This is a genomic window from Catenuloplanes atrovinosus (assembly GCF_031458235.1).
Classification (GTDB): Bacteria; Actinomycetota; Actinomycetes; order Mycobacteriales; family Micromonosporaceae; genus Catenuloplanes; species Catenuloplanes atrovinosus.
Genome location: NZ_JAVDYB010000001.1, coordinates 157092 through 177288 on the forward strand (window position 1 = coordinate 157092; position 20197 = coordinate 177288).

Consider the following 20197-nt stretch of genomic DNA (forward strand, 5'->3'; position numbering starts at 1 on the left):
AATGAGCACACCGGCCACCGGCCGGCGGCGGAAGGGTACGGTGCCCCGCGGGGTGCCGTACCTCTTCCTCACCCCGGCCATCCTGCTGTTCACGCTCTTCCTGCTGCTGCCGATCGGCTACGCGGTCTACCTCAGCTTCCGCCGGATCAAGGTCAGCGGGCTCGGCCTGGGGAAGGGCTCCCGCACCGAGATCTGGGCGGGCTTCGACAACTACGCGCGGGCGCTCGGCGACCCGGAACTGCTCGGCAGTGCCGGGCGGGTGCTCGCGTACGGCCTGGTCCTGCTGCCCGTCATGCTCGGCCTGGCGCTGCTGTTCGCGCTGTTGCTGGACGCGCCACGGGTCCGGTTCGGCCGGTTCGCGAAGCTGGCGATCTTCCTGCCGTACGCGGTGCCCGGCGTGATCGCCAGCATGTTGTGGGGCTTCCTCTACCTGCCCGCGGTCAGCCCGTTCAACGACGTCGCGGACGCGCTCGGCCTGCCCGGGCCGGACCCGCTGAACGGCGGCTCGGTCTTCTTCGCGATCGTCAACATCGCGGTCTGGGGCGGCGTCGGCTTCAACATGATCGTGCTGTTCACGTCGCTGCGCGCGGTGCCCGGCGAGATCTACGAGTCCGCGCAGCTGGACGGCGCGTCCGACCTGCAGATCGCGCTGCGCATCAAGATCCCGCTGCTGCTGCCCTCGCTGATCATGACGATGGTCTTCTCGCTGATCGCCACGCTCCAGGTCTTCACCGAGCCGCTGACGATCCGCTCGCTGACCAACTCGATCTCGTCGTCCTGGACGCCGCTGATGAAGGTCTACCGCGACGCGTTCTCGCAGAACGACATCTACTCGGCCGCGGCCAGCTCCGTCGTCATCGCGCTGGTGACGCTGGTGCTGTCCTTCGGCTTCCTGCGCCTGGTGTCCCGGCAGGCCTTCGGAGGTGAGAACCGATGACCACACCGGCTCTTTCCCAGGATCGGCGAGCCGCCACGGTACGGCCGGCGGCCCGCCGCCGCACGTCCTGGCTCGGCTCCGCGATCCTGCTGCTCGGCGCCGTCTACTGCCTGCTGCCGATCGCCTGGGTGGTGGCGGCGTCGACCAAGAACGGCTCGGACCTCTTCACGTCGTTCACGTTCGCGCCCGGCACCGGGTTCGGCGAGAACCTCGGCGACCTCTCCGCGAACGGCGGCGGCATCTACTGGCGGTGGCTGCTCAACACCGCGCTCTACGCGGGCGTGGGCGGGCTGCTCTCCGCGCTGGTCTCCGGCATCTCCGGGTACACGCTGGCCACGTACCGGTTCGCCGGCCGGAACGCGATCTTCAACGTGCTGCTGGCCGGCGTGCTGGTGCCCGGCGTCACGCTCGCCATCCCGCAGTACCTGCTGCTGGCCAAGGTGGGGCTGACCGACACGTACTGGTCGGTGCTGCTGCCGCAGATCATCAGCCCGTACGGCATCTACCTGGCCCGGATCTACGCGGCCGCGGCCGTGCCGGACACCGTGGTCGAGGCCGCGCGCACGGACGGCGCCGGCGAGTTCCGGATCTTCGCCCGGGTGGCGCTGCCGATGATGGTGCCGGGACTGGTGACCGTGTTCCTGTTCCAGTTCGTGGCGATCTGGAACAACTTCCTGCTCCCGTTCATCATGCTCTCCACGGACGACCGCTTCCCCGTCACCGTGGGCCTGTTCACGCTGCTCAACCAGGGTGCGACCGTGCCCGCGCTGTACAGTCAGGTGATCATCGGGTCGCTGCTGTCGATCGTGCCCCTGATCGCGCTGTTCCTCACGCTCCAGCGCTACTGGCGTACCGACCTGATCTCCGGCGCGGTGAAGGGCTGATGCGCGCGTACAGGAGAATGTGAGCCGTGGCCGAGCAGAACCGTCCCCGCAGCACCCGCCCGCAGCGTCACCGCCCGACGATGGACGACGTCGCCGCGGTCGCGGGTGTCTCGCGGGGCACGGTCTCCCGCGTGCTCAACGGCGGCCACAACGTCAGCGGCCCCGCGCTGGAGGCGGTCGAGCGCGCGATCCGCAAGACCGGCTACGTCGTCAATCAGCACGCGCGCAGCCTGGTCACCCAGCGCTCCGACTCGGTGGCGTTCATCCTCTCCGAACCGCAGGACCGGCTGTTCGAGGACCCGAACTTCAACAACCTGCTGCGCGGCTGCACCCAGGTGCTGGCCGAGCACGACATCACGCTGCTGCTCACGGTGGCCGGCACCAGCGAGGACCGCAAGCGCATCGGCCGCTGGGTGACGGCCGGCCACGTGGACGGCGCGCTGGTCGTCTCCAACCACCTGGGCAGCCCGCTGCTCGACGAGCTCAAGGGCCGCGGGCTGCCGTTCGTGGTCTGCGGCCGCCCGCTCGGGCACGAGCGCGAGGTCAGCTACGTGGCGGCGGACGACCGGGACGGTGCCCGGCAGATGGTCGCCTACCTGCGCTCGCGCGGCCACCGGCGGATCGGCATCATCACCGGCCCGCTGGACACGTCCGGCGGCGTGGACCGGCTGGCCGGGTACCGCGACGTGGCCGGCGACGCGGAGCCCGGCCTGATCGAGGCCGGCGACTACAGCCAGGCGTCCGGTGAGGCCGCGATGGAGCGGCTGCTGCGGCAGAACCCGGACCTGGACGCGGTCTTCGTCTGCTCCGACCTGATGGCGGTGGGCGCGATCGCGTACCTGCACCGGATCGGCAAGCGGGTGCCGGAGGACATCGCGATCGGCGGCTTCGACGACTCCAAGGTCGCGACCACCACCACGCCGCGGCTGACCACCATCCGCCAGCCGTTCGCGCGGGTCAGCCAGGAGATGGTCCGGCTGCTGCTGGCGCACATCGCGGGTGAGCAGCACGCCGCGGTCATCCTCCCCACCGAACTGGTGATTCGCGAGTCCGCTTAGCCTGATCCGCCCGAATGTGGGTAACCTCGGCGGATAGCGACAATCGTCGATTTTGCGGAGGAGGTCCGCACCATGCGCAGAACCGTTGCCCTGACCTCGGTCGTCGCGCTCGGGCTGACACTGGCCGGCGCGGTGAGCGTGCACGCGGCGGCCGAGACGAACGACGTACCCCTGGCCGAGGGTTTCGACTTCAACGCTCCTCAGATCATGGCCGAAGGACTCGAGGTGCCGTGGGGGCTGACCTGGCTCCCGGACGGCGACGCGCTGGTCGCGGAGCGGATGACCGCGCGGCTGCTGCGGATCTCGGCGGACGGCGGCACGCCCGTCGTGGCCGGCACCGTGCCCGGCGTCTCCCCGGTCGGCGAGGCCGGGCTGCTCGGCCTCGCGGTGTCCCCGGACGAGTGGGTCTACGCCTATCTGACCAGCGCCACCGACAACCGGATCGTGCGCTTCCGGCTGGACGCGGTCGGCTCGCCGCAGACCGTTCTGACCGGCATCCCGCGCGGCAGCATCCACGCCGGCGGGCGGATCGCGTTCGGCCCGGACGGCAAGCTCTACGCGGGCGCCGGCGACGCGGGCACCACGGCCAACGCGCAGAACCCGGCCAGCCTCGGCGGCAAGATCCTCAGGATGAACCCGGACGGTACGGTGCCGGCCGACAACCCGACCGCGGGCTCGCTGGTCTACTCGCTCGGCCACCGCAACGTGCAGGGCCTGGCCTGGGACGCGGCCGGCCGGCTCTACGCCAGCGAGTTCGGGCAGAACACCTGGGACGAGGTCAACCTGATCACGCCGGGCGCGAACTACGGCTGGCCGGTCGTGGAGGGCGACGGCAACGACCCGCGCTACGTCGACCCGGTGGTGGTCTGGTCCACCGCGGCGGCCTCGCCGAGCGGCGCCGCGATCTCCGGGTCCACGCTCTACGTCGCCGCGCTGCGCGGCGCCCGGCTGTGGACCGTGCCGCTCGGCGCGGACGGTGGCGCGGGCACGCCGGTGGCCGAGCTGCAGGGCCGGTTCGGGCGGCTGCGGACCGTGGAGGTCGGCCCGGACGGGTCCCTGTGGGTGGCCACCAGCAACCGGGACGGGCGAGGTTCCCCGGCGCCGGCCGACGACCGCGTGCTGCGCTTCCCGCCGGCCGCGTCCTGAGCCGGTGATCGAGGCGTCGGTCCCGGTCGTTGCCGCGACGCGACCGACGCCTCGGCCACCAGCCGCTCTCGCTGAGCCTTTGCGCGCGGCGGCTCGCCGCCGGGCACGTGTGTGCGGCGGCTCGCCGTTGGGCGGGTGTGTGCGGCGGCTCGCCGTTGGGCGGGTGTGTGCGGCGGCTCGCCGTTGGGCGGGTGTGTGCGGCGGCTCGCCGTTGGGCGCGTGGGCGCGGCGGCTCACCGTTGGGCGCGTGGGCGCGGCGGCTCACCGTTGGGCGCGTGGGCGCGGCGGCTCACCGTGCGGCGCGTGGGCGCGGCGGCTCACCGTGCGGCACGTGGGCACGGCGGTCACCGTGCGGCACGTGCGTGGTGCTCGGTGTTCGGCATGTGCGCGGGGCGTGCGTGGCGCGCGGCGCGCTCAGCGCGGGTGTGCCGTGGGCAGGGCGGCCTCGATCAGGCCGACCGCGCGGTCCACGCCGCTGTCCGCCCGGACCTCGCGGGACAGTGCCGCGCACCGGTCCGCGACCGCCGGGTCCGTGGTCAGCGCCAGCAGCGTGGACCGCAGCTCCTCGGCCGTCACCGTGGCCGACTCGATCACCCGTCCCACGCCCAGCTCGGCCAGCCGCTCCGCGTTGGCGAACTGGTCGGCCGCCTGCGGCGCGGCGATCATCGGCGTGCCGTGGAACAGTCCTTCGCCGCAGCCACCCATCCCGGCGTGGGTGAGGAACGCGTCCGCCCGCGCCAGGATCGCCGGCTGCGGCACCCACGGGTGCACCTCGACGGACGGCGGCACGTCGCCCAGCTCGGCCGGGTCCACCTCGCGGCCGATCTGGAGCACGGTGTGCCAGCCGGGCAGCCCGCCGAACGCGGCGATGCAGCGCCGGTAGAAGTCCGGATGCCGGGTGAACGCGGAGCCGAGCGAGACCAGCAGCACCTTCTCCGCGCCGGCCGGCCGGGTCCAGCCGCCGCCCGCGGCCCGGTCGCCGAGCAGCGGGCCGACGAACCGGAAGACCTCCGGATCGACCCGGTCCGCGTGCGGTTGCAGCGCTCTCGGGATCAGCGCCAGCCCCCGGTCCGGGCGGCCCATGAACGCGGGCCCGTCGGTGACCGGGAACCCCTGCTCGGTCAGCCAGGCCGTGAACCGGCGGTGGTAGTCGGCGCCGCGCGGGTCCGCGCGCATCGCCTCGATCGCCGGCGCCATCTCCTCCTCGTAGCCGTCCCACGGCACGAACGTGGGGGAGAGCTGGATCGCCGGGACGCCCCACTCCGCGCCGAGGATTCGCGCCGGAGCACCGGCGATGTCGTAGAGGAACAGGTCGGGGCGGTCGTCGGCGTAGGCGGCGCGCAACTGCGGGAGCATCGCGATCGCGTCGTCCAGGAAGAGCGTGAGCTGCGCGATCGTGTCGTAGTCGGCGCCGCCGTCGGTGGGCAGCGTCGACGCGTACGGTCTCAGCTCCGCACCGGCCGCGCGCACGGTCGCGGCCCAGGACGGATCGTTGGCGTAGGTGACCCGGTGGCCGCGGGCGGCCAGCGCGCGCAGCAGGTCCAGGCTCGGGTTGACGTGCCCGTGGAACGGGATGCTGACCATGGCGATGTGTGACACGGGAATCTCCTGTCCGGCGACATGGCGAGACGAGCCGTCTCGTCTCGCCATGTCCACGGTGACCGCGATCGCGCCGGATGTCAAGACGAGACGACTCGTCTCGCGGACGTTAGGATGGCGGCCGTGCCCGCACCCGACCCCGCCCGCCGCAACGAACGCTCCCGCCGCGCGATCCTGGACGCCACCCGCGCGCTGCTGGCCGAGACCGGATACGCGGACCTCACGGTCGGCGCGATCGCGGCCCGGGCCGGCGCCGGGAAGCAGACCATCTACCGCTGGTGGGGCGGCAAGAGCGCGGTCGTGCTGGACGCGCTGGTCGACACGGTCGCGGCCGAGGGCATGACGCTGCCCGACTCCGGCGACCTGCGCGCGGACCTGCGACTGGTGCTGCGCGCCACGGTCGCGGAGTTCGCCGACCCGGTGCTGTCCGCCACCACCCGCGCGCTCACCATCGAGACGCTGATCGACGACGAGTTGGCCGTCCAGGTGCGCGACCGGCTGCTCCGCCCGCAGCTCGACGCGGTCAAGGACCGGCTGCGCGCCGGGCAGCGCGCGGGCGACGTTCGTACCGGTGTCGATCTCGACCAGGCGGTGGAGCTGATCTTCGGCCCGCTCTACCACCGCTGGCTGCTGCGCACCGGCCCGCTCACCGAGGAGTACGCGGACGGTCTCGTCGATCTGGTCATGACCGCGCTGCGCCGGGGTAACGGGAGGGCGGCGGACGACGACGAAAGGCGGGGGAGTTGATGCACGCGAAGACCCGTGGATCTGGCAGGCTTGAGGGCGTGCTGACGGTGCCGGTTCGCCAGCTCGGCGAGACCGAGCGCTCGGCGGTGATGAGGGTCCTCGACTCGGATCCGTACGCGACCGCGCAGGTCGCCGAGCGGATCACCGCGCACGGGCTCTCCTGGTGGCGCAGCGACGGCCGGATCTACGGGTACGGTGCACGCCGCCACCTGGAATCGCTGCTCTGGTCCGGTGCCCACCTCACGCCGATCCTCGCCACGCCGCCCGCCGTCGAGGCGTTCGCCGAGCTGATCGCCGGGGAGCACCGCGTCTGCTCCTCGATCGTGGGCCGCGCCGACGCCGTGCTCGGCCTCTGGGACCGGCTCGCCGGCGCCTGGGACCAGGCCCGCGAGATCCGTCCGAACCAGCCGATCCTGGCCACCGGCGAGCCGCCCTCGGTCCGCCCCGACCCGGCCGTCCGCCTCGCGGAGAACTCGGAGATAGACCTGATCTTCCCGGCCGCCGTCGCGATGTACACGGAGGAGGTCGGCGTCTCCCCGCTCGCCGACGGCGGCGGCAGCGGCTACAAGCGCCGCGTGGCCGAACTGGTGCGCTCCCGCCGGACGTACGTCAGGATCGAGAACCGCCAGGTCGTCTTCAAGGCCGAACTCGCCGTGGTCACCCCGCACACCGCCCAGGTCCAGGGCGTCTGGGTCAACCCGGCCTGGCGCGGCCTCGGCCTGGCCGCCCCCGCCATGGCCGCCGTGGTCACCGACGCCCTCCGCCGCGTCGCCCCCACCGTCAGCCTCTACGTCAACGACTACAACCACGCCGCCCGCCGCGTCTACGCCCGCTGCGGCTTCCGCTCCGCCGGCACCTTCGCCACCATCCTCTTCTAACCCTCCCCCCGCCCGTACCGCCGACCCTCGCTGAGCCCTCACCGCAGCACGCGCAGCACGCGCAGCACGCGCAGCGTGCGTATCGTCGCAGCGTGCGTATCCGCGCGGCGTGCGCATCCCGCGGCGTGCGCATCCGCGCGGCGTGCGTATCCGCGCGGCGTGCGTATCCGCGCGGCGTGCGTATCCGCGCGGCGTGCGTATCCGCGTGGCGTTCGCCTTGTCTCGTGCGTATCGGCGTGGTGCGCCTATGCGCGACGTTCGCCTTGTCGCGGCGTGCGCATCGACGTGGTGCGCCTTCTCTCGTGGCGTTTGCCTTGTCGCGGCGTGCGCATCGGCATGGTGCGCCTTTCCTCGTGGCGTGCGCCTCATCGGCGCGCGCTTGTCCGCGTGGCGCTCCTGTCCCGTGGCGCGAGACCTCCCGGCATTCAGCGGCCCGCCAGCCGTCCCGTCCTCGCCCGATATTTCGTCGTATTTACGGTGGTGGCTGGGTGTCCACTGTGACTATGTGAGCCTCAGGCACGTTATTCGGGGCGAATTACGTGCCTGAGGCTCACATAGATGAAAACTGGTCGATCGACAGGGCGTTGCGGTCTCGGATGCGGCGCAGGTGCGGCCGGGAGGTGGGGGACCGTGTGGATGGCGTGGGTTTCGGTGGCCACACGGATGCCGGCTCCGATCGGCGGACCGGAGCGGAGCGCCAGCGGAGTCGGAGGGTAGCCGGAGGTTTGCCCGCGGGAGCATGCGGGCCGGACCGGGCTGGGAGCGGGAATATCGGGGTCCGGGGTCGTTCCCGGGGTCGGCACAGTGCCTGCGGGAGCGTGCGGGCTGGTCCGGGCTGGGAGCGGGAATATCGGGGTCCGGGTCGTCCCCGGAGTCGGCACAGTGCCTGCGTGAGCATGCGGGCCGGACCGGGCTGGGAGCGGGAATGCCGGGGTTCGGGGTCGGCACAGTGCCCGCGGGAGCGTGCGGGCTGGTCCGGGCTGGGAGCGGGAATATCGGGGTCCGGGGTCGTCCCCGGAGTCGGCACAGTGCCCGCGGGAGTTGCTCTGTGTCAACGTCTCTGGTCGAGTATGAGTTGGAGTTGGCCGTGTTTGTCCTGTTCGTAGGGGGTGTTCGTGGTCCAGCATTTCCAGATCACTGTCAGCCAGGCGCGGGCGAGGATCCGGACGGCGTGCTGGTGTGTGTGGCCGCGTTCGCGGGCGCGGTGGTAGAGGTTCGCCGCCCATGGGTTGGCGTGGCGGCTATCGGCGGCGAAGTCGCAGACCGCGTCACGAAGGTGTTTGTCCGCGCTCCAGCGGAACGTGACCACCTTCGATCGGCCGGACTGGCGGGTCGAGGGAGCGGCGCCGGCCAGGCAGGCCATCGCGTTCGGGGTGGGGAACCGGCCGCGGGCGTCACCGATCTCGGCCAGAAGCCGGGCCGCGCGGATCGTGCCGGCTTTCGGCAGGCCGGCGAAGATCGGCGCGTCGGGGTGGGCGTCGAATGCCTCACCGATCTGCGTGCTGAGGGCTTTGATCTGCGCGACGAGGCTCTGCAGGATCGCCACGAGCGCGACGGTGATCCCTGCCAGCCCGGCCCCGGCCGGGCCCTGCGGCCCGCGGGGCGCGGACCGGATCCGCGCCAGCAACACCGCCGCTGACGTCCGCCCGGAATACCGCTGCCGGGCCAGCCACCGGGCCAGCCGGGCCTCGGTCAACCGGTCCAGGGCGTCCTGGCTGGTGAACACGGCCAGGAACGCCAGACTGATCGGCGAGTCCAGGTCCGCGAACAACCCGACCGTCCCGGGCATGGCGGTGTCCAGATGCGCCCGTAGCTGGTTCGCCGCCGCGACCCTATGCCCGATCACGTCCTTACGCGCCCTCGACAACCGCCGCAACACCACCGTGTCATCCCGATCGGTGCACAGGGGCGTGAGCCGAGCCCGGTCCGTGCGCACCACATCGGCCAGCACGAACGCATCGAACCGGTCATCCTTGTTCCCCGCCGACCCATACCGGCCCCGCAACGCCTTCACCTGCCCCGGAGCAATCACGAACACCGGAAGACCCGCATCGAGCAGCGCATCGACGACCGGCCCGTCACCCCGCTCGATCCCGACCGCGTCCACCTCATGCCGGTCCAGCACCCCGACCATCCGGGCCAGCCCCGCCGCCTTGTGCGTCACCGTGACCCGCTCCACCACCCGCCCGGCCTCGTCGACCACACACACCACATGATCATCTTTCGCCCAGTCGACTCCCGCCCACCGCACTCGACCCGACACCACCGTCTTTGCCACACTCACCACAGGATTCCTCGCTGTTGCAGCAGCAGGGGAAACACCAGGCGGCTCCCGGGGACCACCACCACCGAAAGCTCATTGACCGGCACTCGACAAGGTGCATAGCTCTGTCGTCGGTCAAGGTGGCACCCCGGGCGCCCGTCAGGCCTCGCAGAACTCCCGCAGGACCTCAAAAATCTCGCAAGCAGAGGCAATGACCCAACGAACACCCGGTGCTACCCGACCCATACAGACCCGGGCACCACCCATGTTGACCAATGAGCATGCGGGCCGCACCCCGCTGGGCGCGGGAAGATCATGGGCTTGATTGTGGGAAACGGGGTTTCGGCTGGCCGGCGTCATTACGATCGGTGACGTTTGAGTCGAGACTCAGCGGGGGCGGGACATGGGGCAGATCGTCAAGCAGGTGTCGGAGACTACGACGAAGTACTACTGGTATCCGGGGGAGCGGAAGGAGTGGCTGCGGGCGCTGCTGGCGGTGGTGGCCGGTGCGGCGGTGTTCGGGGCGCTGTGGGTGGTGACGCGGGATCTGCTGGTGGCGGTGGTGGCGGGTACGTCGGTGGCCGCGGCGGTGGCGGGGGTGAACTTCGGGCGGCGGGACGCGCGTGCGCTGGACGGGTTTCCCAAGCTGGGTGACAAGGCGGCGCGGCGGGCGGCGGTCGGGCACACGGGCAAGGCGGCGTGGCGGGCGCTGGCGCACGGGTTCGGGGGTGCGGCCGCGGCCGTGCTGATCCTGAACCTGCCGGATCAGGGGCTGCTGGCGGACTGGGTGCTGCCGGTGGTGCCGACCGTGGTGGGGGCGCTCGGTCACCAGGCGGGGATGCTGCACGAGCGGCTGGGTGTCTCGGTGTCCACGGGCGGCCCGGCCAAGCGGCTCGTTGAAACCTCCTAAATCACGAAATTTCGGTGGATAGCTGGCAAGGTGGGGGCGTGAAGCGAATCCAGCGGCGCGTCGCGGTCGCCGGGATTCTCACGCTGGGCCTGCTCGTGGCGGGGTGCGGCGGTGGGGATGCCGCGGAGACGGCGGGGGACGAGGGCTACCGGGTCGGGCTGCTGCTGCCGGAATCGAAGACCACCCGGTACGACACGTTCGACCGGCCGTTCATCGAGGCGCGGCTGGGCGAGGCGTGCGCGGACTGCGAGGTGCTCTACCGCAACGCGGACTCGGACGCGCGACAGCAGGCGGCGCAGGCGGAGGAGCTTCTCGACCAGGACGTCCGGGTGCTGATCCTGGACGCGGTGGACGCGACCGCGGCGGGGGCGGTGGTGCAGGGCGCGGAGGCGCGCGGCGTGCCGGTGGTGGCCTACGACCGGCTGGCGGCGGGGCCGGTCGACTACTACGTCTCGTTCGACAACGAGAAGGTGGGACAGGCGCAGGCGCGGTCGCTGCTGGAGGCGCTGGGGCCGAGCCCGGCCGGCGGGGCGATCGTGATGATCAACGGGGCGCCGGCCGATCCGAACGCGGCCGGGTTCAAGCGGGGCGCGCACGCGGTGCTGGACGGCGCGGTGACCATCGGCCGGGAGTTCGACACGCCGGACTGGTCCGCGGAGGCGGCCCGGACCGGGATGGCGGCGGCGATCACGGCGCTGGGCGCGGAGAAGATCATCGGCGTGTACGCGGCCAACGACGGTACGGCCGGAGGCGCGATCGAGGCGCTGAAGGCCGCGGGCGTGACGGATCTGCCGCCGGTCACCGGGCAGGACGCGGAGATCGCGGCGGTGCAGCGCATCCTGACCGGCGAGCAGCACTCCACGATCTACAAGGCGATCAAGCCGCAGGCCACGGTCGCGGCGGACATGGCGGTGGCGGCCGCGACCGGCACGCCGTACGCGGGGCACGCCACCACGTTCACCGACAACGGCACGGCCAAGGTCACGTCCGTGCTGTTGCCGCCGGTCGCGGTGACGCGCGCGAACGTGAAGGACACGGTGGTCGCGGACGGCTTCTACACGGCGCCGCAGCTGTGCACCGGATCGTTCGCCGCGGCCTGCCACGACGCCGGCATCCGCTGAACGCCGGCCGCCTCTAGCGATAGACGCGAGTTCGGGCGAAAGCGGTGAAACCGGCCGTTGGGTAGACCATGCGCGGGATCGGATAGGCGTTGTCGCCGCGCGCGTAGACGATCGCGGTGTCGCCACCCGCCTTGCCGAACGCGTGCAGCGTGGCCGATATCGCGGCGCGGGCCAGGCCACGGCGGCGGTGCCCGGGCAGCGTGCCGATCGGCTCCAGCAGCCCGGCCCGGTTGTCCTCGTCGTACCAGCCCAGGCAGTACGCGACCAGCCGGCCGTCCGCGTCCTCGACGACCGTGTCGAATTCCGGCCGGTACGGCGGACGCGAGGCCATCGTGCGGTACCGCTCGTCCGTGACGGAGGACGGGTGCCAGACCGCGCGGTGCAGCGCGGCCCGCCGCGGGATCTCGCCCGGTCCGTGCAGCGGCCGCACCGTGTAACCGGCCGGCGTGCGCGGCGCCGGCGCCTCGTCCAGCGTGACCCGGTGCGCCAGGAAGAACGGGCCGTCGTCGTCCGGGTCGGTGCGCAGCCCGGCGCGGACCAGCGCGGCGGCCAGGTGGTGCTCGGTCTCCAGGATGTCCACGGACAGGTGCGGGTACGTCGTCTTCGCCCAGGACAGCGCCGTGTCGGCGGCATCCGGCCGGGCCTGGTCCGCGTGGAACGTCAGCGTGGCGCCGTCCTGCCGCTCCGCACCGTACGCCGTGATCGCGGCCAGCGTGCGCCCGCCCTCCCGCCACATCGACGTGCGCGTGCCCGGCACCGCGCCGTTGAACTGCCCGAACGTCCACGCGAGGTCGCCGACGTGCCAGCGGGAGAGCGCGGTCCAGGTGCGTCGCGTGAACTCCAGCAGCGCGTCGACGTCCTCCGGGCCGTTCAGCTCGTGCCGCTCCACCGCCATCCGCGGATCTTCGCAGGCACCCGCGCGGCGGGCCACTGTGTTTAGCTGTCCGGATTCCGTCCAGCGGCAGGAGGACTCGTGAATCAGCCGAGCCGTCGCGCCCGGGATCTCGGCGTGGTCGTCGGGACGCTGCCCACCGGCGCGCACAACGCGATCACGGACGTCGGCGGCGTCCTGGTCGGACACACCACGGTCGACGACGGCGCGACGCTGCGGACCGGCGTGACCGCGGTCGTGCCGGTCGGGCTCGGGCCCGGGCGGTGGACGCTGCCGGCCGCGGTGTTCACCGGCAACGGCCACGGCAAGCTGGTCGGCTCCACCCAGGTGGACGAGCTCGGCGTGCTGGAGTCGCCGATCGTGCTGACCGCCACGCTGTCCGTCTTCCGGGCCGCGGACGCGCTGCTCACGTACCTGATGGACCGCCGACCGGACGGTCTGTCGTTCAACCCGCTGGTCGGCGAGGTGAACGACGGCCACCTGTCGGACATCCGCCGGCGGCCGATCACCGAGGAGCACGTGCTGGCCGCGCTGCGCGGCGCGTCGGCGGCGCCGCCGGCCGAGGGGTGCGTGGGCGCCGGCACCGGCACCACCGCGCTGGGCTTCAAGGGCGGCATCGGTACGTCGTCGCGGGCCGTCCGGGTCGCGGGCCGTCCCGGCACGGTGGGCGCGCTGGTGCAGTCGAACGTCGGCGGCGTGCTCACCGCGCTCGGCGTGCCGCTGCCGGTGGAGGAGCTGATCCCGGACGCGCCGCGCGGCACGCCGCCGGGGAACTCCTGCATGATCGTGGTGGCCACGGACGTGCCGGTGGACGCGCGGCAGCTCGGCCGGCTCGCCCGGCGCGCGATCTTCGCGCTGGGCCGGGTCGGCGCCGCGTTCACCAGCGGCAGCGGGGACTACGCGATCGCGTTCAGCACCGCGTATCCCGGGCAGCCGGTGGCCGGCGACGGCGACTTGGACCCGGTGTTCGCGGCGGTGCTGGACGCGGTGGAGGAGGCGATGCTGAACTCGCTGTTCATGGCCGTGACCACGATCGGCGCGGGCGGGCGGACCAGCCACGCGGTGCCGCATCGCGCGGTGATGCGGCGCCTGTCCGCGGCCGGCCGGCTCGCGCCCGGGGTCTGACCGGCGCCTCAGGGGAGCAGGAAAAGGCCGGTCAGCGCGACGGCCATCGCCGCGGAGACGGTCAGGCTGGTCCAGCGGGACGCCGCGGTGCCGCCCGCGGTCACCAGTGGCAGCCCGCGCCAGGACGTCACGGCGTGGACCGCGCCGGCCGCGGAGAGCCCGCAGGCGACCGCCCACAGCCACGGCTGGACGACCAGCCAGTCGCCGGTCACGCGGGCCACGGTAAGGCAGCCGGCCGAGATCAGCGCGGCCTCCACGATCTGCAGCCGGTCCGGTGCGGAGCCCCACACGCGGCGGCCGCGGATTCGTACCGGCCCGATCGCGGTGGTGAACAGCGACGCGCCGGCGAGCAGCAGGAACCCGGTGACCACGGTGACCGCCCACTCCGGCAGCGAGCGGGAGTCGGCCGGCGGGTCCGCGCCGAGCAGCCGCAGCCCGATCGGGTCCACGCTGCGAGCGGTGTCGCCGAGCACGGCCACGCCCCGGCCGGTGGCCGGCTCGAACGCCACGAACGCGCTGAACCCGCCGGTGCCGCCGTTGTGCCAGACGATCCGGCGATCGTCCGCGGTGCGGGTGAACCACCCGTAGCCGATCCGCTGGCCCGGGTCGGCGTCGAACCGGTCCGCGGTCGCGGCCTGGCCCGGCGCGGTGCCGGCGAGCAGCGCGGTGAGCAGCCGGCCGAGGTCCGCCGCGGTGGACCAGGCGCCGACGCCGGCCGGTGCGGTGCCGGACGCGGTCCACGGCGCGGCCGGCCGCCCGGACGGCGTGGCGCCCTCGGCCGCGCCCGGCGGCGGCGCGGCGCCGTCCAGCGTGAACACGGTGTCGCCCATGCCGAGCGGTGTCAGGATCCGGTCGGTGAGCAGCCGCGGGTACGGCGTGCCGGCGCGCGTCGCGAGCGCCAGCCCGAGCACGGACGCGCCGTAGTTGGAGTAGTGCACCTCGCCGCGCCCGTCCAGTTCCCCGGTCTCGCCGATCTCACGTGCGACGTCGTCCGGGCCGATCCCCGCGTACGGGTCCGCGGCCCGGGCCTGGCGCAGGAAGAGCGAGACCGGGTTCAGCGGTGGCAGCCGGGGCAGGCCGGCGCGGTGGCTCGCCAGTTCCTCCGCCGTGATCGACGCGGCCGGGCCGGCGGTGCCGGGCAGCAGCGCGCCGAGCGTGTCCTGCGCGCGGAGCACGCCGCCGGTCTCCAGGTCGGCGAGGAGCATGCCGGTCAGCGCCTTGGTCACGGAGCCGATCTCGAACGCGGTGTCCGGCGTGATGCGGTCGTCGCCGAGCCCGGCGTACCGCACGGCACCGCTCTCCACGTACGCCACGGAGAGCCCGCGGTAGCCGTCGGGGTCTTCCACGGCGTCGCGCACCCGCTGGGCGAGCGCGGCGTCGCCGCTCCGCTCCGGGCCGAGCGACGGTGGGCGTGGACCGGCGACCAGGGCGGCCGCGACGGCGAGGACCGCCACGACGACCGCGGCGACGATCTGCGGTCGGGCACTCACGATGGATCTCCTCTCAGCGGATGGCCGCGGTCAGGATGACCAGCAGCGGCACGACGCGGTCGCCCGGCACCTCGTAGACGCCGCGGGACGGTGATCGCAGCCAGCCGGCGCCGGCCAGCTGCTTCAGGTGGTGGTAGAGCTGCCCGGTGGTGCCCAGCCCGTCCAGCGCGCCGAGCTCGGTCGCGCCGCGCGTGCCGAGCAGCACCTCGCGCAGCAGCCGCAGCCGCACCGGGTGGGCGAGCGCGCTGAGCGCGCCCACGGCCGCGGACCAGTCCGCGTCCAGCACCGCGGGGGTGGGCACCGGGCCCCACTGCCAGTCCCACACCGCGCCGGTCGGCAGCTCGACGTGCCCGGCGTAGACGACGCCGTCGCCGACGGACTGCTTGACGCCGTTCAGCGCGAAGAACCGGTCGTCCTGGTCACGTGGTACGGCCGGCGGCGCGCCGGCGGAGGCCGGCCGGTCGCCCTCGATCGCGGACAGCCGGGCCTCGATCCGCGCGAGGCGCTCGGCGATCTCCAACTCCTCCATAATTCCATTGTTACGTAAAAACGTCATCGTGCAACCCTCGGGGCGGCATGGAATCCGGCGGGGAGGTCGTGGACCGACTGGTCCCTCTCGATCGCGGACACCGCGCGTCCCGGGCCGCCCGACCGAAATTTGAGTATCTCGGCCGATAAAGCGTCGTTTTACCGGGCGTGATGAGTAGCCGGCCGATCTTCGTCATGGGATGTCCGCGGTCCGGTACCACGATGTTGCAGCTCATGCTGCACGCGCACCCGCGGATCGCGATCCCGCCCGAGACCCGGTTCGTGCTGTCCGGGTACGCCCGCCGCCACCGCTTCGGTGACCTGCGCAGGCCGGACAACCGCCGCGCGCTCGCCGAGTGGATCCTCCACGACGAGGAGACCCAGGTCGCCGACCTCGGGCTGGACGCGGACGAGGTGACCGCGCAGATCGTGGCCGGCCCGCCCACGCTCGGCTCCGCGATGGGCACGGTCTTCCGCGCGTACGCCCGGCGGTTCGGCAAGCCGCGCTGGGGCGACAAGCGGCCGTCCTACATCCACAACGTGGACATCGTGCTCCGGCTCTTCCCGGACGCGCAGATCATCACGATCACCCGGGACGGCCGCGACTGCGTGGCGTCGCTGCTGGAGATGCCGTGGCACCGGGACGGCATCCACCGCGCGATCTCGGCCTGGGCCCGCGCGGTCGACGGCGCCCGTCGCGCCGAGCGGATGCTCGCCCCCGACTCCTACTTCCCGCTCCGGTACGAGAGCCTGGTCCAGAACCCGGAGGGCGAGCTGCGCCGCCTCTGCGCGTTCCTCGGCGAGGACTTCGACCCGGCCATGACCCGCCCGGACCGGGTCGCGTCCGTGGCCGTACCCGAGCGCAAGAAATGGCACGTCCGCACGCACGCGGAGGTGGGCGACGACCGCGTCGGCACCTGGCGGGACCGCCTCCGGCCCTGGCAGATCGCGCTCTGCGAGGACGCGCTCGGCGACCGCCTCGCCGCCCAGGGCTACGCGCTCTCCGGCATCGGCACCGCCCCGCCGGCCCAGCGCGTGCGCTACGCCACGGTCGCGGCCCGCCACCGCCTCGGCGCCGTCCGCCGGCACGCCGCCAACGCGTACCACCGCGTCCGCCCCGACACCCAGCTCCCCGCCCAGCTCATCCCGCCGCGCTGACGTTTTCCCCGGTTTCGCCGCCCGGCTGCGGCGGGGCGGCGTACCGTCGAGAGCAGCAGAGGGAGACAAGGGCGATGGTTCCGAGAGGAACGAAGGCACCGGAACCAACTGCGGCACACGGCAGGGACGGGGTGAGCCCCGAGACCGCCGTGCATATAAGAAACCCCCAGGCGCAGGCCTGGGGGTTTCTTGGTGTCCGCGTCGGAGCCGGACGGCGGCGCGGGACCGGTGCGGCGAGAGAGGTGACCGACCGCGGCCCCGCGCCGCTGGAAGCGCCGGGGCGAAGCGAGCGGGCCCCGGGCCCGGGGGCCGGCCGAAGGCCCCCTGGTCACACCAGTCAGGATGCGGCGGGAACGGGCTGGCCGCAACGCATTTCGGGCCGGCCGGCAACTCCACGGTGGACATCGATGAGCACTTTTTGAGCGCCCGGAGGGATGTTGTGAACACCTTTTCGGGGTAAGGCTTGGATCGATGTTGGCCGGGCCTGGTGTCGCGCGCCGGACTTCCCGGAGCGTGAGGCCCGAAACTTCCAGGAGGTCCACACGTGGTTTCTCGACGGACACTGCTCACCGGTGCGACGGTGGTGGGCGCGGGAGCCGTCGCGGCGGCGGCGGGCGGTGTGGCCTACGCGGGGGCCGAGCAGCGCCGCATCCCGCGCACGCTCGCGCACCAGCGCGGGCGGGTGGCGAGCCGGGAGCGGAACGACGTCGCGGAGTTCACGCTGACGCACCTCTCGGTGACGGCGGCGGCCGGCGCCGCGGTGCGGCTGCGCGACGGCAGCGGCTGGGGCGAGTGGCTCGAGCTGGCCTGCTGCCAGGGCGGCCGGGACGGCCTGGCGGCGTCCGGCAACCGGTCGCTGGTGCTGGCGCACGGCGTCACCGGCTACGAGGTGCAGACCACGGACGGCAGCCCGGCCGTGGTGCGTGAGATCAACACCATCGACGGCCCGGCCGGCATGGTGGCGGCGGTGGCGAAGAACGCGCTGCCGCTGCGCGGCACCCAGGCCCTGGCGCTCAACCGCTACCTGCCCCGGCAGGCGTGGGGCGCGGACGAGTCACTGCGGCTCAACCCGGACGGCACGCAGAAGTGGCCGGCCGAGTTCTTCCCGGTGCAGACGCTGACCGTGCACCACACCGGCGTGGACGCGCACAACGACGACCCCGACCCGGCCGCGACCGTCCGGGCCATCTACTACGACGACACGATCGCGGACGACTTCGGCGACCTCGGCTACCACCTGCTGATCGACGAGGCCGGCGCGGTCTACGAGGGCCGCTGGTCCGGTACGGACGGCGTGCCGGTCTATGGCGGCACCGCCAACGCGGACGGCCGGCCGAAGGCGGTCAACGGTGCGCACGTGGGCGGGTTCAACGCCGGCAACGTGGGCGTCTCGCTGCTCGGCCGGTTCACCAACCGGCAGCCGACCGCGGCCGCCCGCGAGTCGCTGGTCCGGGTGCTGGCCGGCATCGCGGGCCTGGTCAACCTGGACCCGCTGGCCCAGGTCAACTACGTCAACCCGGTCTCCGGCGCCGGTGGCCGGGTCAACACGATCCTCGGCCACCGGGACTGGCAGGCGATCGGTGCCGGGGCGACCGAGTGCCCGGGCAACGCGTTCCACCCGACGCTCGCGGCGCTGCGCCAGGAGGTCGCGGCCGAGCTGAGCTGACCGTTCGGCGGCACGACGGCCCGGGTCCCGATGGGGGCTCGGGCCGCGTCGTTCGTACCGGAGTGGGAAGTTCCTGGTTTCGGAATCTCCCACGCCGGGCAGTGTCCTATGCAACAACTCGTCGCCGGGCGGCGCACGCACCGGCCGGGGCGGGACAGAAGAGGGCTACACGCCCCGCTGACGTACCGCCATGAGGCTGCGCCGGTGGGTGCGGGCCGAGGGAACGCCGGGCACCACGGCACCTCCGCCGTGGTGCCGGCGTCTGTCTAGGCTCTCCGACCATGAGACTTCCCGACCTGGGTGTCGGCACACCCGCGCCGACCGGCGGACCACGGCTGCTGGGTGAGGTACTGAGCAGCGGCCTGGCCGACCCGGCCGTCTGTGAGGCGGCCGGCCGCGTGCTGATCGTCAGCAGCCGGTTCACCGCGTGGGCCACCGGCGACGGGCTGACCGAGGCGGGCGCCGGCGAACTGGGCCGGATGAGCGCGGACGTGGACGCGGGCTGGTCCGCGGTGCACGAGGCGTGGCGGGAACTGGCCCGGCGGCAGGAGGCGTCCGCGGCCGACCGGCGCGCGATCACCACCGCGATCGGCATGTCGGTGCGGGAGCGGATCGAGGCGTACCGGAAGGCGGACGCGGAGGCCGGCCTGGACGAGGCCCGCGCCGCGCTCGCCGGCGCGCTGACCGCGCTCGCCGCGCGGCACGAGGCGCTGCCGCATCGCGCATCCTGGGATCGCGGCTGACCCTCGGGCGTGGGATGCCCGCGGTCCGCATACGGTGGCACGATGCGACCGATCATTGGCGGCACGTCATATCGGGAGCCGGCGTCGTCGGGCCGCCGGCGGACGTGCCGCCGACCTGCTCCCGCACGCCTACGGGCGGATGGTGACCGAGGCCGCGGGCGTGCGGTGCCACCCGGAGGGAGCGGTGACCTCGAGCCGCTCGCCGCGTTGGTCACCCCGGCGGCGAAGGCCTAACGCGATCGCAACCGTGGCGGCGCGCGGGACGGCCCGCGCATCGCCGATCACACGCAATGAAGAGGGACCAGGGGAGGACGCATGACTCGACCGCTGATCGGGCTCACCACGTACGCGCAGGACACCCGCTTCGGCACGGTGGACGTTCCGGCGGCGGTGCTGCCGCTGACCTATGTGCGCGCGGTGCACGCGACCGGCGGGCGGGCCGTGCTGATCACCACGGACGACCCGGGTGAGGACGTGCTGGCCGGCCTGGACGGCATCGTGTTCACCGGCGGCTCGGACGTGGGCCCGGCCTACTACGGCGCGGAGCCGCACCCGCTCACGGTCAGCGTGCCGGAGCGCGACGAGGCGGAGATGCTGCTGATGCGCGCCGCGCTGGCCAACCCGCATCTGCCGGTGCTCGGCGTGTGCCGCGGCATGCAGCTGCTCACCGTCGCCTCCGGTGGCCGGCTGCACCAGCACGTGCCGGACGTGGTCGGGCACACCGGGCACATGCCCGGCGACGACGAGGACGGATACCACGGGGTACGGCTCGCGCCCGGCTCCCGCGCGCACGCCATCCTCGGCCCGGAGGCGCCGGTCAACTCGTACCACCACCAGGCGGTGCAGGACCCGGGCCGGCTGGTCGCCAGCGGCTGGGCGGACGACGGGCTGATCGAGGCGGTGGAGGACCCGGACGCCGGATTCGTGCTCGGCGTGCAGTGGCACCCGGAGCGCACCGACGACCTGCGCCCGTTCGCCGCGCTGGTCGAGGCCGCACGCGGCCGTGCCGTCGTCACCCGGGCGCGCATGGCCGCGTGAGCCGTGTTACGTCC

Annotated in this window: 18 protein-coding genes; 13 read left to right on the forward strand and 5 right to left on the reverse strand. The window is 73.2% G+C overall.

The window, feature by feature from the left end; translation table 11 throughout:
* Position 1 precedes the first annotated feature (1 nt).
* From J2S41_RS00710 to J2S41_RS00725, 4 genes are all read left to right on the forward strand, one after another.
* Positions 2 to 937: a carbohydrate ABC transporter permease gene (locus tag J2S41_RS00710; RefSeq protein ID WP_310361654.1), complete on the forward strand. Its 936-nt coding sequence runs from the start codon at positions 2 to 4 to the stop codon at positions 935 to 937.
* Positions 934 to 1821, forward strand: a complete 888-nt coding sequence (locus J2S41_RS00715) for a carbohydrate ABC transporter permease (RefSeq protein WP_310361657.1) — start codon at positions 934 to 936, stop codon at positions 1819 to 1821. Before J2S41_RS00710 ends, J2S41_RS00715 begins: the two co-directional genes overlap by 4 nt.
* Before the next feature lie 26 nt (positions 1822 to 1847).
* Complete coding sequence (locus J2S41_RS00720; protein WP_310361659.1) at positions 1848 to 2879, forward strand: LacI family DNA-binding transcriptional regulator; 1032 nt, start codon at positions 1848 to 1850, stop codon at positions 2877 to 2879.
* Between the two features lie 72 nt (positions 2880 to 2951).
* Positions 2952 to 4025, forward strand: a complete 1074-nt coding sequence (locus tag J2S41_RS00725; RefSeq protein ID WP_310361661.1) for a PQQ-dependent sugar dehydrogenase — start codon at positions 2952 to 2954, stop codon at positions 4023 to 4025.
* 414 nt (positions 4026 to 4439) lie between these two features.
* Here J2S41_RS00725 and J2S41_RS00730 read toward each other — a convergent pair whose 3' ends face one another.
* On the reverse strand, positions 4440 to 5675 hold the full coding sequence (locus tag J2S41_RS00730) for a macrolide family glycosyltransferase (RefSeq protein WP_374728097.1): 1236 nt from the start codon (positions 5673 to 5675) through the stop codon (positions 4440 to 4442).
* Between the two features lie 72 nt (positions 5676 to 5747).
* Here J2S41_RS00730 and J2S41_RS00735 point away from each other — a divergent pair, with 72 nt between their 5' ends.
* Positions 5748 to 6371 (forward strand): TetR/AcrR family transcriptional regulator, encoded by a 624-nt coding sequence (locus J2S41_RS00735; RefSeq protein ID WP_310361665.1) that lies wholly within the window; start codon positions 5748 to 5750, stop codon positions 6369 to 6371.
* A gap of 38 nt (positions 6372 to 6409) precedes the next feature.
* Positions 6410 to 7249 carry a GNAT family N-acetyltransferase gene (locus J2S41_RS00740; protein WP_310361666.1) on the forward strand — a complete coding sequence of 280 codons (840 nt, stop codon included), beginning with the start codon at positions 6410 to 6412 and terminating at the stop codon, positions 7247 to 7249.
* A 1051-nt stretch (positions 7250 to 8300) separates the two neighbouring features.
* On the opposite strand, the gene J2S41_RS00745 is transcribed toward J2S41_RS00740, so the two are convergent.
* Positions 8301 to 9536: an IS110 family RNA-guided transposase gene (locus J2S41_RS00745; protein WP_310361669.1), complete on the reverse strand. Its 1236-nt coding sequence runs from the start codon at positions 9534 to 9536 to the stop codon at positions 8301 to 8303.
* Between the two features lie 400 nt (positions 9537 to 9936).
* Between J2S41_RS00745 and J2S41_RS00750 the strand changes: the two genes are divergently transcribed.
* On the forward strand, positions 9937 to 10422 hold the full coding sequence (locus tag J2S41_RS00750) for a hypothetical protein (RefSeq protein ID WP_310361671.1): 486 nt from the start codon (positions 9937 to 9939) through the stop codon (positions 10420 to 10422).
* Positions 10423 to 10460: 38 nt separating this feature from the next.
* The gene (locus J2S41_RS00755; RefSeq protein ID WP_310361674.1) at positions 10461 to 11543 is read left to right on the forward strand and encodes a sugar ABC transporter substrate-binding protein; all 1083 of its coding nucleotides are present in this window, start codon (positions 10461 to 10463) and stop codon (positions 11541 to 11543) included.
* Positions 11544 to 11556: 13 nt separating this feature from the next.
* Here J2S41_RS00755 and J2S41_RS00760 read toward each other — a convergent pair whose 3' ends face one another.
* Positions 11557 to 12438 carry a GNAT family N-acetyltransferase gene (locus J2S41_RS00760; RefSeq protein WP_310361676.1) on the reverse strand — a complete coding sequence of 294 codons (882 nt, stop codon included), beginning with the start codon at positions 12436 to 12438 and terminating at the stop codon, positions 11557 to 11559.
* Positions 12439 to 12516: 78 nt separating this feature from the next.
* On the opposite strand from J2S41_RS00760, the gene J2S41_RS00765 reads away from it, so the two are divergent.
* Positions 12517 to 13560: a P1 family peptidase gene (locus J2S41_RS00765; RefSeq protein ID WP_310361678.1), complete on the forward strand. Its 1044-nt coding sequence runs from the start codon at positions 12517 to 12519 to the stop codon at positions 13558 to 13560.
* An 8-nt stretch (positions 13561 to 13568) separates the two neighbouring features.
* Here the strand turns inward: J2S41_RS00765 and J2S41_RS00770 are convergent, their stop codons facing one another.
* The gene (locus tag J2S41_RS00770; RefSeq protein ID WP_310361680.1) at positions 13569 to 15050 is read right to left on the reverse strand and encodes a serine hydrolase domain-containing protein; all 1482 of its coding nucleotides are present in this window, start codon (positions 15048 to 15050) and stop codon (positions 13569 to 13571) included.
* 13 nt (positions 15051 to 15063) lie between these two features.
* Positions 15064 to 15579: a helix-turn-helix domain-containing protein gene (locus tag J2S41_RS00775; RefSeq protein ID WP_310361682.1), complete on the reverse strand. Its 516-nt coding sequence runs from the start codon at positions 15577 to 15579 to the stop codon at positions 15064 to 15066.
* 194 nt (positions 15580 to 15773) lie between these two features.
* Between J2S41_RS00775 and J2S41_RS00780 the strand changes: the two genes are divergently transcribed.
* From J2S41_RS00780 to J2S41_RS00795, 4 genes are all read left to right on the forward strand, one after another.
* Positions 15774 to 16736 carry a sulfotransferase family protein gene (locus J2S41_RS00780; protein ID WP_310361685.1) on the forward strand — a complete coding sequence of 321 codons (963 nt, stop codon included), beginning with the start codon at positions 15774 to 15776 and terminating at the stop codon, positions 16734 to 16736.
* Positions 16737 to 17280: 544 nt separating this feature from the next.
* Positions 17281 to 18402 carry a peptidoglycan recognition protein family protein gene (locus J2S41_RS00785; protein ID WP_310361687.1) on the forward strand — a complete coding sequence of 374 codons (1122 nt, stop codon included), beginning with the start codon at positions 17281 to 17283 and terminating at the stop codon, positions 18400 to 18402.
* 281 nt (positions 18403 to 18683) lie between these two features.
* Positions 18684 to 19145: a hypothetical protein gene (locus tag J2S41_RS00790; RefSeq protein ID WP_310361690.1), complete on the forward strand. Its 462-nt coding sequence runs from the start codon at positions 18684 to 18686 to the stop codon at positions 19143 to 19145.
* Positions 19146 to 19460: 315 nt separating this feature from the next.
* Positions 19461 to 20183 carry a gamma-glutamyl-gamma-aminobutyrate hydrolase family protein gene (locus J2S41_RS00795; RefSeq protein WP_310361693.1) on the forward strand — a complete coding sequence of 241 codons (723 nt, stop codon included), beginning with the start codon at positions 19461 to 19463 and terminating at the stop codon, positions 20181 to 20183.
* Positions 20184 to 20197: the final 14 nt, after the last annotated feature.